15 protein-coding genes are annotated in these 13,210 nt (G+C 37.8%); 1 reads left to right on the plus strand and 14 read right to left on the minus strand.

All coding sequences use genetic code 11. The annotated features are described in order from the left end of the window. Positions 1-65: 65 nt before the first annotated feature. Both rdgB and A9501_RS08280 read right to left on the minus strand, forming a co-directional pair. Entirely contained in the window at positions 66-659 is a 594-nt protein-coding gene (gene rdgB, locus A9501_RS08275; protein ID WP_048953456.1) for an RdgB/HAM1 family non-canonical purine NTP pyrophosphatase, read from the minus strand. Between the two features lie 10 nt (positions 660-669). Beyond that, the gene (locus A9501_RS08280; protein ID WP_048953458.1) at positions 670-1,404 is read right to left on the minus strand and encodes a 3-deoxy-D-manno-octulosonic acid kinase; all 735 of its coding nucleotides are present in this window, start codon (positions 1,402-1,404) and stop codon (positions 670-672) included. Between the two features lie 77 nt (positions 1,405-1,481). Here A9501_RS08280 and A9501_RS08285 point away from each other — a divergent pair, with 77 nt between their 5' ends. Then, entirely contained in the window at positions 1,482-2,522 is a 1,041-nt protein-coding gene (locus tag A9501_RS08285) for a glycosyltransferase family 9 protein (protein ID WP_048953459.1), read from the plus strand. Positions 2,523-2,675: 153 nt separating this feature from the next. Here A9501_RS08285 and trhP read toward each other — a convergent pair whose 3' ends face one another. From trhP to A9501_RS08340, 12 genes are all read right to left on the minus strand, one after another. Further along, positions 2,676-4,055: a prephenate-dependent tRNA uridine(34) hydroxylase TrhP gene (gene trhP / locus A9501_RS08290; protein WP_048953461.1), complete on the minus strand. Its 1,380-nt coding sequence runs from the start codon at positions 4,053-4,055 to the stop codon at positions 2,676-2,678. A 128-nt stretch (positions 4,056-4,183) separates the two neighbouring features. Continuing rightward, a complete protein-coding gene (adk, locus tag A9501_RS08295) occupies positions 4,184-4,828 on the minus strand; it encodes an adenylate kinase (protein WP_048953463.1) in 645 nt (214 codons plus the stop codon). Between the two features lie 83 nt (positions 4,829-4,911). Beyond that, positions 4,912-6,189 (minus strand): MFS transporter, encoded by a 1,278-nt coding sequence (locus tag A9501_RS08300; RefSeq protein ID WP_080351556.1) that lies wholly within the window; start codon positions 6,187-6,189, stop codon positions 4,912-4,914. A gap of 141 nt (positions 6,190-6,330) precedes the next feature. Next, a complete protein-coding gene (gene galE / locus A9501_RS08305) occupies positions 6,331-7,347 on the minus strand; it encodes a UDP-glucose 4-epimerase GalE (protein ID WP_048953467.1) in 1,017 nt (338 codons plus the stop codon). Positions 7,348-7,389: 42 nt separating this feature from the next. Then, a complete protein-coding gene (gene rhlB, locus A9501_RS08310; RefSeq protein WP_048953468.1) occupies positions 7,390-8,637 on the minus strand; it encodes an ATP-dependent RNA helicase RhlB in 1,248 nt (415 codons plus the stop codon). Between the two features lie 116 nt (positions 8,638-8,753). Then, positions 8,754-8,960: a DNA gyrase inhibitor YacG gene (gene yacG, locus A9501_RS08315; protein ID WP_048953469.1), complete on the minus strand. Its 207-nt coding sequence runs from the start codon at positions 8,958-8,960 to the stop codon at positions 8,754-8,756. A 7-nt stretch (positions 8,961-8,967) separates the two neighbouring features. Next, positions 8,968-9,573: a dephospho-CoA kinase gene (coaE, locus tag A9501_RS08320; RefSeq protein WP_048953527.1), complete on the minus strand. Its 606-nt coding sequence runs from the start codon at positions 9,571-9,573 to the stop codon at positions 8,968-8,970. A gap of 104 nt (positions 9,574-9,677) precedes the next feature. After that, positions 9,678-9,977, minus strand: coding sequence for a DUF1294 domain-containing protein (locus A9501_RS08325; protein WP_048953471.1), 300 nt, complete (start codon positions 9,975-9,977; stop codon positions 9,678-9,680). Then, positions 9,974-11,239 carry a serine hydroxymethyltransferase gene (glyA, locus tag A9501_RS08330; protein WP_065265555.1) on the minus strand — a complete coding sequence of 422 codons (1,266 nt, stop codon included), beginning with the start codon at positions 11,237-11,239 and terminating at the stop codon, positions 9,974-9,976. The genes A9501_RS08325 and glyA overlap by 4 nt, the downstream gene beginning before the upstream one ends. A gap of 115 nt (positions 11,240-11,354) precedes the next feature. Beyond that, positions 11,355-11,648, minus strand: coding sequence for a hypothetical protein (locus A9501_RS09840; RefSeq protein WP_226385920.1), 294 nt, complete (start codon positions 11,646-11,648; stop codon positions 11,355-11,357). A gap of 10 nt (positions 11,649-11,658) precedes the next feature. Further along, entirely contained in the window at positions 11,659-11,919 is a 261-nt protein-coding gene (locus A9501_RS09845) for a hypothetical protein (RefSeq protein WP_226385919.1), read from the minus strand. 62 nt (positions 11,920-11,981) lie between these two features. After that, positions 11,982-13,205, minus strand: a complete 1,224-nt coding sequence (locus A9501_RS08340) for a DUF711 family protein (protein ID WP_048953475.1) — start codon at positions 13,203-13,205, stop codon at positions 11,982-11,984. Between the last annotated feature and the right edge of the window lie 5 nt (positions 13,206-13,210).

The following is a 13,210-nucleotide window of genomic DNA, read 5'->3' on the forward strand; positions in this document are numbered from 1 at the left end:
TATAACGTTAAAGTGCGGTCAGAAATTATTTTATATTTCTGACCGTTTTTGAGTGCCTATAAATATTAATTTTCTAATTTATTTTTTAAGATATTAAGTGCGCGTGCTCTATGTGAGATTCTTTTTTTCTCGATTGTATCCAGTTCACCGAACGTGCAATTTTTTTCTGGGCTGAAAAATAAACTATCGTAACCAAAACCATTTTTACCTTTTTCTTCAAACTCAATGAGACCATGGCATTCACCTTCAGCGATGATTGGTGACGGATCATTTGGGTGTTTTAGATAAACGATACAGCTCACAAATTTTGCTTGTCGATTTTCTTTTGTGACATGAGAGAGTTCGGTTAATAATTTTTTGCGATTCTTTTCATCGTTACTATCCTCTCCAGCGTATCGCGCAGAATATAACCCTGGAGCCCCATTGAGCGCATAAACAACTAAACCAGAATCATCTGCTATAGCGGGTAACCCCGATTTTTCTGACGCATAGCGTGCTTTTAATAGTGCATTTTCTACAAAGGTTAAGCCTGTTTCTTCGGGGCTATTAATGCCTAAATCGCTTTGTGCGATCACTTCAAATCCAAGATTAGCTAATACATCAGACATTTCCTTCACTTTACCTTGGTTACCTGTAGCAAGTACGATTTTTTGTTTCATGGCTTATCCTTTATTCTTGAGGTTGATTATAGGCTTCGATTAAATCTGCCCAATTTTGTTTTGTAAATTGAATCTTCATTCTTTTAATTTCTTTTGTAAAAGAGCGGTGTAATCGATTCAAGTTATCTGTTTTCCAACTATCTCCCGATCTTATAGTGCACTTATCGAAATCTAATAACCAACATTGTTTTCTATTTTTTATTTGTTGAACTAGAATGTTATGTACATTTAAATCTGTATGGCAAACCTGCTGATCATGTAATTGACGAATTAATTTTCCTATTTGAGTCCAGATTTCTTTTGGTAAAGGGGTTGCCTGTAATAGTAGGGATAAATCCTGAGCATTTTCAATTTTTTCTGTCAAAATATCCGCTTGATAGCAGATCCCAAATTTTCCCTTTTGAACTCGTGCAGCAATAGGTTTAGGAACCGGGAGCCCTGATTCATATAAGCGTTGTAGTAAATAAAATTCAGCAAAACTACGGGTCTTCTTGAGAGAGGAGAAATAATAACGATCTTTGTTGAATTTTCCCCATAATCCACCGCGATAATAATGTCTCAGTGCGCAGTTTACGCCTAGATAATCTTCTGTTTGTAGAAAATAAGTTGTGCCTCGGCCTTTTGCAGTCCCAATAATTCTTTTTTGAGTTTGCCAGAATTTAGGTTTAAAGAAGTTACTTTTATCGTTAAAAGTGCGGTCAAAACTGAAGATAAAATATTCATTACCCTGTTGGAATGAGTGCATATTAGTGGAATTGGATGATAGAAAATGTCCTTATTCTACTTTAAAATACATCCAAATTAAATGAGAAAGGATTGCAAATGTCACTTTTCACTCGTGCTCCCAAATCACTTTGTATTCTCCGCCTTTCTGCTGTAGGAGATGTTTGTCATGCCCTTGCTGTCATACAACATATTCAGGCTTATTATCCTCAAACCCAAATTACTTGGGTTGTAGGTAAAACAGAATTCGGTTTATTAGAGGGGATTCCTAATATTACTCTGATTCCTTATGATAAGAAAACCGGTTGGAAAGGTCTTTTCTCATTATGGAAAACGTTAAAGAATCAACACTTTGATGCCTTGTTAAATATGCAAACTGCATTTCGTGCTTCTATTATTTCCTTAGGAATTAAAGCTAAATATAAAATTGGGTTTGGTAAAAAACGATCACGAGAGGGACAATGGCTATTTGTTAATCGTCAAGTAAATGATCCTGATTCACCTCATGTCTTAGACGGTTTTATGGCTTTTGCAGAATATATTGGTGTGCCAAAAGCTAAATTAACCTGGAAACTTGAAATCTCTCCCCAGGAAAGTGAATATGCATATCAATTTATCGATCCTTCACGTAAAAATTTACTGATCTCTCCTTGCTCTAGTAAAGTAGAAAAAGATTGGCTCATTGAACGTTATGCTGAGGTTGCAAATCTTGCAAATAAACGTAATATTCATGTTATTTTTTGTAGTTCCCCCTCAAAGCGTGAATTAGAAATGGTTGAAAAAATCATAGCACTTTGTGACTTTAAACCAACTAATGCCTCAGGTAAAACTAACTTGAAGCAACTTGCTGCCTTAATTTCTCAAGTAGATTTAGTTTTATCGCCTGATTCTGGCCCAGCACATATTGCAACGGCTCAAAATACGCCTGTTATTGGTTTATATGCTTATCACAACCCATTACGTACGGGCCCTTATCATAATTTGTCTAATGTCGTCTCTGTTTATGAAGAGAATGCACAAAAAGAATTTGGAAAACCATCCTATCTATTACCTTGGGTAACAAAACTAAAAGGAAAAGATTTAATGGCTCAGATCCAAGTGGACTCTGTAATTAAAGAAATGAATAAGTTAGGGCTTTAAATTCAAGGATAAAAAAGCCCTTTCAAAAGCTGAAAGGGCAAAAATATTTGGAGTCATACTATGAGTTGTTGAATTAACAAATCAGGTATGTGGTGTATTATAATAATAAAATACAAAAATGCAACATTTTTTTAACAAATAATTTTTTATCATTTAATTATGTGGATTTCTTGTATTGCTATTGACTAAATTACGCATTAATAAGGCGTAGTCTAAGTTGATATCTTGTGGTACGTCTAAGAACACAAAATGCCCATCACCTAGTGCTGCATCAACTGCTTCATTTTTACGATTTAGCATTTTTTCAATTTTGAAATTGATATTCCCCTGAGGGGTCATCATTTCTACATCATCACCAAGTAGGAATTTGTTCTTCACAGCCACTTCAGCCATACCTTGTTCGTTACGTTTACCAGTAAATTCACCGACAAACTGTTGACGATCAGAAATAGAATAACCGTATTCGTAATTTTGGTATTCATCGTGCGTATGACGACGTAAGAAACCTTCGGTATAACCACGATGAGCAAGGGATTCCAAGGTATCCATTAAGCTTTCATCAAATGGTTTTCCTGCTGCCGCATCATCAATGGCTTTGCGGTAAACTTGTGCGGTTCTTGCGCAATAATAGAATGATTTAGTACGACCTTCGATTTTTAAAGAATGCACACCAAGTGCGGTCAATTTTTCCACGTGTTGTACGGCACGCAGATCTTTTGAGTTCATAAAGTAGGTGCCGTGCTCATCTTCAAAAGCGGTCATTTGCTCATCTGGCTTTTGTGATTCGGTGTAAAGGAAGACTTTATCCGTTACTGCACCTTCACCCAAGGTTGGTGCCACATTTTTCACTTCGATTTGTTGAGCAGGATCGATTTTAGGCACGATGTTGCCTACTTCATCCGTCGTGCCTTCTTCCATTTTGTATTCCCAACGGCAAGCATTGGTGCAAGTGCCTTGGTTTGGGTCGCGTTTGTTGATATAGCCAGAAAGCAAGCAGCGGCCAGAATACGCCATACATAACGCACCGTGTACGAAAATTTCGAGTTCGATATCGGGCACGTGTTGGCGAATTTCTGCTATCTCTTCAATGGATAATTCGCGCGATAAAATCACACGGGTTAACCCCATTTGTTTCCAGAATTTTACCGTTGCCCAGTTTACCGCATTCGCTTGTACAGAAAGGTGAATATCAATATCCGGGAAGTTTTCACGCACCAACATGATTAAGCCTGGGTCAGACATAATTAAGGCATCAGGGCCCATGTCGATCACAGGTTGTAAATCTTTGATAAAGGTTTTGAGTTTGGAGTTATGCGGTGCAATGTTCACCACTACATAGAATTTTTTGCCAAGTGCATGGGCTTCATCGATCCCGATTTTTAAATTGGCATGATTAAATTCATTGTTGCGTACACGTAAGCTATAACGTGGTTGGCCTGCATAAACAGCATCTGCCCCATAGGCAAAAGCATAGCGCATATTTTTGAGAGAGCCAGCAGGGGAAAGTAATTCTGGTTTGAATTGGGTTGTCATAATATTCTCTTTTGTCTGATTTCAGGTCAGGAATTTACACGAGGTAAATCATTAAAAGATAAAACTAGGGATTTTAGACATGTTAAGGAATATTCCGCACTTCTCGATATCAAAAAGTGCGGTTAATTTTAGCTTAGAATTTTATTTAACTCTTGGCTAACTTCTTCCACTTTTTGTGTACCATCTAAACGGAAATATTGAGTATTCCCCGCTTTCGCTTCGGCTTGGTAATAATCAATTAATGGGCTGGTTTGTTTATGATATACGGCTAAACGATCTAATACAGTTTCAGGTTTATCATCTGCACGAATAATTAAATCTTCACCTGTTACATCATCTTTACCTTCCACTTTTGGTGGGTTGTAAACGATGTGGTAAGAACGACCAGATGCTTGGTGTACACGGCGACCGCTCATACGTTCAACAATCACTTCGTCTGGTACATCAAATTCTAAAACAAAGTCAATTTTAACGCCTGAATCTTTCAATGCATCCGCTTGAGGAATGGTACGAGGGAAACCATCCAACAAGAAACCATTTGCGCAGTCAGGTTGTGCAATACGATCTTTTACAAGGGCAACGGTTAATTCATCCGGTACTAATTTACCTTCATCCATTAATGCTTTAGCTTGTTTTCCAAGTTCAGTCCCTGCTTTAATTGCAGCACGGAACATATCGCCAGTTGAAATTTGTGGGATACCAAATTTATTCATAATAAATTGTGCTTGAGTGCCTTTACCTGCGCCCGGTGCACCTAAAAGAATAATTTTCATAAAAATCTCCATTAATAAAAAACGTGATTAAGATACTGATAAAGCATAGTGCGGTCAAATTTTTTATAATTTTTACCGCACTTTTATAGTGAATTGGCCGTATTATTTTCTTGATTCCAAGGCGCTACCCAAAATAAACAAAGCATGCCAGGAATCGCTAAAAATAAACAAAACCAAAAATACTGATAATACCCCACGGCTCCCACAACATAACCAGAAAGCATACCTAACACTTTACTTGGCAAAGCTGAAAGGCTCGTAAAAAGTGCAAGCTGTGTTGCGGTATAAAGAGGATTACTCTCACGCGCCATAAAAGCCACAAAAGCTGCGGTGCCAAGTCCAACGCCGATATATTCGGCTGCAATCACAACACCCAGTTTCCATAACTCGGCAGATGTAATAACATCAAAATGTCCGAAAGCAGCCAACCAAATAAACCCACCGATTGTTACCATCTGTACCAACCCAAATAGCCACAATGCACGGTTAATACCCAGTTTTAGCATGATCACACCACCAGCAAGCCCAGATAAAATGCTTGACCAAAGTGCGGTACTTTTTACAACAATGGCTATATCCTCTTTGCTAAATCCCATATCATAAATAAATTTGGTTTGTAACGTTGTGGCAAAAGAATCCCCGAACTTATATAAAAACAAAAACAGTAAAAAACCGATAGCCTGAATAATGCCCTTACGCTGAAAAAATTCTTGTAATGGAATCCAAAATGCTTGATAGAAAGGCTGATTAGTTTGCTGCATGTCTATTTTGGGCTCTTTTGCTAAAAATAACGTCATGAAGATGCCTGCTAACATACAAAGTGCGGTCCATAAAAATACCGTTTCCCAAGGATAAATCGCCGCCAAATAGAGCGATAGTCCACCTGGAATTAATCCCGCAATTCGATAAGCATTAATATGAATAGTGTTTCCCAAACCTAATTCATGATCACTCAAAATTTCACGACGATACGCATCCAACACGATATCTTGTGTGGCTGAAAAAAAAGCGATAAGCAAAGCAATATTTGCCACCGTGCTCAGTTGTGTGAGCGGATCAAAAAGGCTAATTATGTAAAGTAAAATCAATAATACCACTTGTGAAAGCAGCATCCAGCTACGACGACGCCCTAAAAAACTCGGGAAATAACGATCCAATAATGGTGCCCACAAAAATTTCAATCCATAAGGCAACATCACACCGGTTACCGCACCAATAAGCTCAATTGAAAGATGTTTATCTGTCAGCCAAACAGGCAACATTTGCAATAACACAAATAATGGCAAACCAGAATTAAAACCTGTGAATACGCAAATCAACATTTTGCGCGTAAAAATTTGGGAAGAAAGGGAATTTGACATAAAGTGCGGTTAATTTTGGTTGTATTTTAGAAACTTCGCCTTTCAATTAGGATAAGTGTAAAACTTAGGGGGATTTTTAATCGCATCCCCCAATGTTTAGCGTTCTTCTTCCTAAAAAAGAAAAACAAATATTAGAGAATATTAATCTCGATACCCTTTTGGATTATTTTTCTGCCAGTTCCACGTATCTTGCATCATTTTTTCAAGACCACGTTCTGCCACCCAACCAAGTTCTTTTGCAGCTAAACTAGGATCAGAATAGCATGTCGCAATATCACCCGGGCGGCGTTCTACAAGTTTATATGCAATTGTAATGTCGTTGGCTTTTTCAAAGGCTTTTACCATATCTAATACGGAATAACCATGGCCTGTACCAAGGTTATAAATATGTAAACCTGCATCATTTTCATGACGTTGAAGCGCTTTTAAATGCCCTACTGCTAAATCCACTACATGAATATAATCACGCACGCCTGTTCCATCATGAGTGTCGTAATCACTACCAAATACAGAAAGTTGTGCTAATTTACCGATGGCAACTTGGCTAATATAAGGCAACAAATTATTTGGAATACCATTTGGATCTTCACCAATTAAACCACTTTCATGCGCCCCAACTGGATTAAAATAACGCAAGATAGTCATGCTAAATTTTGGTTCTGCTTTTACTGTATCGCGTAAAATCTGTTCAACCATATATTTAGATGTACCATAAGGATTAGTTGTACCGCCGACCTCACAATCTTCTGTAATTGGAATAATTTTTGGATCACCGTAAACCGTTGCAGATGAGCTAAATACGAAGTTCCAAACACCTGCTTTTTTCATTTCTTGAATTAATACAAGGGTGCCAGCGACATTGTTCATATAATATTCTGTCGGCTTTTGAACACTTTCCCCTACGGCTTTTAACCCTGCAAAATGAATAACAGAGTTAATCTCATTTTCTGCAAAGATTTTTTGTAACAAAGCACGATCTAAAATATCACCTTCATAAAACTTTGCTTCTTTGCCTGTAATTTGTTTTACACGCTCAAGGGATTTTGGCGATGAATTGCAAAGATTATCTAATACCACCACCTCTTTGCCAGCATTTAATAATTCTACAACTGTGTGAGAACCGATATAACCGGCGCCACCTGTCACTAAAATGGCCATAATGATTTCCTTATTAATTATTGAGACTAAAAAATTATATCACTATTTTGTGTGATAAGAACGATGTCTTGTATGTCCTTGCTGTGGTACTGCACGTTTTAACCGATATGGTTTCGGCAGTTCAAGCAAGGCTTCTGTTTCATATTGGCTCACTGGGATAGAATGGCCAATATATTCTTCAATAGCGGGTAAATTCATCGCATATTCTTCGCAAGCGAAACTAATAGAAACACCACTGTCCCCTGCTCGTCCAGTACGACCGATTCGGTGAACATAATCCTCTCGATCATCGGGTAAATCATAATTGAAAACATGAGTCACATCAGAAATATGCAAGCCACGAGCGGCCACATCTGTTGCCACTAAAATATCTAAATCACCATCAGTAAATTGTTTTAATAACGATAAACGTTTTTTCTGTGCTACATCGCCAGTCAATAAACCAACACGATGCCCATCAGCCGCCAAATAACCCCAAATTTCTTCACAACGATGTTTCGTATTCGCAAACACAATACAGCGCTCAGGCCATTCATCTTCCATTAAGGTTAAGAGAAGTGCCATTTTATCCTGATTAGATGGATAAAAAAGCTCTTCTTTAATTCGATGTCCTGTTTTTTGTTCTGGTTCAATTTCAATATATTCAGGATCATTCATATCTTCAAATGCTAATTCACGCACTTTATAAGAAAGCGTCGCTGAAAATAACATCGTTAAACGAGCTTGCGGAGCGGGGCATTTACGCAATAAATAACGAATATCACGGATAAATCCAAGATCGAACATTCGATCCGCTTCATCTAGCACAACAACTTGGATTTCATCTAAACAAATCACGCCTTGTTTCACATAATCAATGACTCGTCCCGTCGTGCCAATCAAAATATCTACGCCACGCTCAATCGCCTGTAGTTGTTTATCATAACCATCGCCACCATAGGCAAGTGCGGTCTTTAATCCACTTGCTTTTGCAAGAAATTCTGCGTCATTACTAATCTGCACTGCTAATTCTCGAGTAGGCGCTAAAATCAAAGCTCTTGGGTGAGGATATTCAAGATTAGGATCTTGCTGAGTTAAAAGATGGTGAAAAGTAGCCGTTAAAAAAGCCATTGTCTTGCCTGTACCAGTTTGAGCTTGTCCTGCGACATCTCGTCCATTTAAACTGATAGGCAAAGATAAAGCCTGAATTGGGGTACAAAAATCAAAGCCTTTTTTTGCCAAAGCATCTCGTACAATCGGATGTAGAGGAAGATCGGAGAATCGTTGTTGGCTTAAATAATCTTGTTGCATAAAAATCACATTTTAGAATAATAAAATTAGGTTTAGCATAGCATGCTTAGGGAAAATCCTCAAAAAAGGACCGCACTTATAAAAATTAACCGATAGGGTTTCCTATCGGTTAATCTCTATTTAATGCTCCATTCGTCACTCACATTTGGATCCATAGCAAAATCTGCAGTATCACTTGGAATCGCTTTTTCTTCAGCCGCCCATTCGCCAAGATCGATTAACTGGCAACGTTTGCTACAAAAAGGGCGAAAAGTACTTTCATTTGTCCAAGGCACCAATTTTTGGCAAATCGGACAAGGTACTTCAATAATTTCGTCAGACATTTTTATTTTACGCTTGTTGTAAATAAAACTGGTGCAATTCTAGCACCTTTTGCTGCAAGTGCGGTAAGTTTTGGGCCAGTTCAGCATCATTATTAATCACATCATCTGCCCATTTTAAACGCTCTTGTTGAGAAACTTGAGAATTCATAATTCGTTGAATTTGCTCAAAATTATTGTTATCTCGTTGAGCTGAACGAGCAAGTTGAGTTTGTGGACTCACATCCACCACCAAAATACGATCACAAAGTGCTGTCAATTTATTTTCTATTAATAAAGGGACGACAAATAATGTGTAAGGCGCAGTTTGTTCAGCTAATTGTTGTTTCATTCGTTCACGAATAGCGGGATGTAAAAGATTATTTAACCACAATTTATCTTCATCATGGTTAAACACTCGCTCTCGTAAAGCCGCACGATTAAGCTCGCCTTGTTCCGTTAAAATTTGAGCACCAAAATGCTCAACAATTTTAGACAATAAGGGGGAATCTTTCGCGACGACTTCTCTAGCAACCACATCCGCATCCACTAGAGGTACGCCAAGATCGGCAAATAAATTAGCAATCGTTGTTTTACCACTACCAATTCCACCAGTTAAGCCAACAATATAAGTCATATGATTTCCCATAAAAAATTTCCAATATTATACAAAATAACGCTAGTAAAAATCAGTTCTCCAAGCCAATAGTTAGTGAACCATAACAAATTAGTTTATCTAAATCACCATGCTTTTACATATTGAAAAATAAAAGAAAAATATAACCATGGAAAAACGATAACCCAAAGAAATGCACTAATAACAGCAATAAATTTAAAACTAAAATGCAGCGTTTTATGACGAAAATGTTTCATGGCCAAATGCATTCCCATAAAACCACCTAAAAGGCTTAGAAGAAAAAACGTTTTTTCAGGAATTCTCCACTCGTTACGCATGGCCCGAATTTTATCTCTCCACATAAAAAAATAAGCGGCGATATTGATCGCCGCTAACCATATAATCAACGAAAGAAAATAAATCATTTCGGATAAACTGGAAGACGTTTACAAATTGCTAAGATTTTTTCTTTAGTTTCAGCAATCACTTGTTCTTCATTTTCTTTGCCTAAAGCATCTAAAACATCACACATCCAGCCAGCTAATTCACGAACATCATTTTCATTGAAACCACGGCGAGTCACAGATGGTGTACCTACACGAATACCTGAAGTAACAAATGGTTTTTGCGGATCGTTTGGTACAGCATTTTTATTCACTGTAATATTTGCTTTGCCTAATGCCGCATCAGCTGCTTTACCTGTTAATCCTTGTTTAATGAAACTGACTAAGAATAAATGGTTTTCTGTGCCATTTGAAACCACGTCATAACCACGTTGTTTAAACACTTCTACCATTGCTTTCGCATTTTTAATCACGTTTGCTTGATATTCTTTATAAGCTGGCTCTAATGCTTCTTTGAAACATACCGCTTTCGCCGCAATAATGTGAACCAATGGGCCACCTTGGTTTGCAGGGAAAACAGAAGATTGTAAGCGTTTATAAATTTCTTCATCACCGCAAGAAGAAAGGATTAAACCACCACGCGGACCGCCCAATGTCTTATGGGTTGTTGTTGTCACAACATGTGCATGAGGCAATGGATTTGGATATAAACCCGCTGCAATTAATCCCGCTACATGCGCCATATCCACAAATAAATACGCACCAACTTCATCTGCGATTTCACGCATTTTCGCCCAATCCACAACTTGTGAATAAGCCGAGAAACCCGCAACGATAAGTTTTGGCTTACATTCTAATGCTTTTTGACGAACATCTTCATAATCAATTAAGCCATCCGCAGTGATTCCATAAAGCACAGAGTTATAAATCTTGCCAGAGAAACTTACTTTTGCACCGTGAGTTAAGTGCCCACCGTGAGCCAAATCCATACCTAAAATAGTATCGCCCGCATTAATCAATGCACCATACACAGCTGCGTTTGCTTGTGAGCCAGAGTGCGGTTGAACATTCACGTAATCTGCACCAAATAATTCTTTCGCACGGTCAATTGCTAGCTGTTCCACAATGTCTGCATACTCACAACCACCGTAATAACGTTTACCTGGATAGCCTTCAGCGTATTTATTAGTGAATTGTGAACCTTGAGCTTGCATTACGCGCGGGCTGGCATAGTTTTCAGAAGCGATTAATTCAATATGTTCTTCTTGACGACGATTCTCATCTTGAATGGCTTGCCATAAAACCGGATCGTAATCAGCGATGTTCATGCTCTTTTTAAACATTGTGTTTTCCTCTTTGTTTGAATTATTTGTGTATAGTTTATCTGTTTCCAAGTAAAAACTTAATCAAAAATTTCGATCATATTTTTCATTATTACAATGAAAAACATTCATTTATCTAAATCAGGCTTTTTTCTTTCACTAATGTCTCAATTAGTTTAACTTCTTTTGTTTTCTCGCCAGCACCAAGTTTACGGCATTGGCTGGTTTCTTTCGTATAAGTATTAAAATTGGTCATCCTTGTTGGGCTTTTCATTTTAATCTTCATATCCAAATGATTACCACAGCTATTACAAGGTGAAACAAATTCCTTATCTAATTCTTTAAATTCTGGAGATTGTTCAATAATTTTTGCGACTAGTGGTGAATGGGCGGTTTTAAATAGACGAACGGTAAAATCATAACTTACCATCACTTGCCTGCTATTTGGCTTTGGCTTGCAATAAATAGCGCATCCAACCTTCTTTTGTATCAATCTGAGAGATACCACGCATCAGCACGGTTTGATCCGCTCGATAAGTGACATAATCAAAATGCTCAACTGGCAAAGGCTCCTTGGCGGCTGGTTTCATATGACGCATCCAATCGCCTACCAACGCTTTTTTCTGTTCGGTTTGCTGATGTGCCGTTGCATATCCCGATAGCAATACGGCGACAAGACTACCCAATATTAATTTTCTCATGAGATATTTCTTTTACTGACAGTAGAGATAACATTCATCAATACAAAGTAGGGAAAATTTTTTTAATCCGGAATATGTAAAAGGCGGCAGTTACATAAATCATCACTCTCAAATTCGGATATTTCACCTGCAATCTTATTCGGAATGGGGAATAAACGCACAGTTAGCGGTTTATTTAAGCGAAATGCCATCGTTCCCGTATCACGCATAATAGCTGCGATGCTTTCAGCCTTAGCATTTCCCGCCACAGGAACCGTATCTAAACCGATACCACATACGGCGCTATAAGTTAGTAAAGCGCGAATATCAAAATAGTGTTTTTGTGTCCCTTCGGCTAAACCTAAATCTTCTGTCACCGCCAACATTAATCCAGAAAATCCAACCAATGGTACACGCTGGATTGATTTAAAGACTTTTGTCAGTAAAGCAGAAACCTCTACTGAACCAGCCGCACCAAAATAGGGCAATCCCATTAATTCATACACTTTTGTCATGGATGAACAATTTTTAGATGGTGCCGCCGAACTATCAATGCCTGCAAATTCAAATTCACCTGATAATTTGACCGCACTTAACATCTCTAATACTTGATCTACATGATATTGCAACGCTTGCGACATCGCTTGATAACAATCCGCATAAAATTGATTATGAGGTGATTTGGGTACAGATTTTAATACTTCGACTAATAAATCAGGCGTTTCTAAACCAATGACAAAACTATTTGGTAAATGACTTAGATGATAACCGGCGGGGAAATAAGGAATAAATGGCTTGCAGTTAAAATTCACAGTAAAATTAAAGTTACCTTCGCCACGTGGTGTGATATTTGCAATCCGTTGTACCGCATAAACAGATTGCTCAATAAGTTCATTATCTAACACGCCATTTTCATCTAATGGCACATTAACACAGGCATTACACAAGTCACCATAAGCTGCGATTAACTCTGGCAATAACGCTATTTCCTCTTTATTTCTCGCCGCGCCTATTGCAAATCGAAGACGAATTCCACTTTCATTAAATTTATTCAGTAACTCCGTTAAATACTGCAAATCTGCTTTTGCCGTCTGCAAATTGGTTAAATCCAAATATTCACCAAAGGGATTGGTAATCACTCGAATCGATTGCAAGGTATAACCTGCTTTCTGCACAGCTGGCAATAACAAATCCACATCACGTTTGACTGAATAAAGGGCGTCTTCCCATTGCGTTTTATTTTTATGTAACGTTAGAAAAAAACTTATGGTACGAAAACGACATAATTCTTTATTTTTATAATCCATTCGAT

It is taken from the genome of Haemophilus sp. CCUG 66565 (assembly GCF_001679495.1).
In the GTDB taxonomy this organism is placed as follows: Bacteria; Pseudomonadota; Gammaproteobacteria; order Enterobacterales; family Pasteurellaceae; genus Haemophilus; species Haemophilus haemolyticus_K.

Coding starts and splice junctions, on each gene's coding strand:
- yacG (WP_048953469.1), bottom strand. CDS start 8,960: ATGTCTGACGAAATTATTGAAGTACCTTGTCCGATTTGCCAAAAATTG.
- A9501_RS08325 (WP_048953471.1), bottom strand. CDS start 9,977: ATGATTTATTTTCTTTCGTTGATTATATGGTTAGCGGCGATCAATATC.
- A9501_RS08285 (WP_048953459.1), top strand. CDS start 1,482: ATGTCACTTTTCACTCGTGCTCCCAAATCACTTTGTATTCTCCGCCTT.
- rhlB (WP_048953468.1), bottom strand. CDS start 8,637: ATGCAACAAGATTATTTAAGCCAACAACGATTCTCCGATCTTCCTCTA.
- A9501_RS08340 (WP_048953475.1), bottom strand. CDS start 13,205: ATGGATTATAAAAATAAAGAATTATGTCGTTTTCGTACCATAAGTTTT.
- glyA (WP_065265555.1), bottom strand. CDS start 11,239: ATGTTTAAAAAGAGCATGAACATCGCTGATTACGATCCGGTTTTATGG.
- A9501_RS08280 (WP_048953458.1), bottom strand. CDS start 1,404: ATGCACTCATTCCAACAGGGTAATGAATATTTTATCTTCAGTTTTGAC.
- rdgB (WP_048953456.1), bottom strand. CDS start 659: ATGAAACAAAAAATCGTACTTGCTACAGGTAACCAAGGTAAAGTGAAG.
- A9501_RS09845 (WP_226385919.1), bottom strand. CDS start 11,919: ATGAGAAAATTAATATTGGGTAGTCTTGTCGCCGTATTGCTATCGGGA.
- A9501_RS09840 (WP_226385920.1), bottom strand. CDS start 11,648: ATGGTAAGTTATGATTTTACCGTTCGTCTATTTAAAACCGCCCATTCA.
- coaE (WP_048953527.1), bottom strand. CDS start 9,573: ATGACTTATATTGTTGGCTTAACTGGTGGAATTGGTAGTGGTAAAACA.
- galE (WP_048953467.1), bottom strand. CDS start 7,347: ATGGCCATTTTAGTGACAGGTGGCGCCGGTTATATCGGTTCTCACACA.
- trhP (WP_048953461.1), bottom strand. CDS start 4,055: ATGACAACCCAATTCAAACCAGAATTACTTTCCCCTGCTGGCTCTCTC.
- A9501_RS08300 (WP_080351556.1), bottom strand. CDS start 6,189: ATGTCAAATTCCCTTTCTTCCCAAATTTTTACGCGCAAAATGTTGATT.
- adk (WP_048953463.1), bottom strand. CDS start 4,828: ATGAAAATTATTCTTTTAGGTGCACCGGGCGCAGGTAAAGGCACTCAA.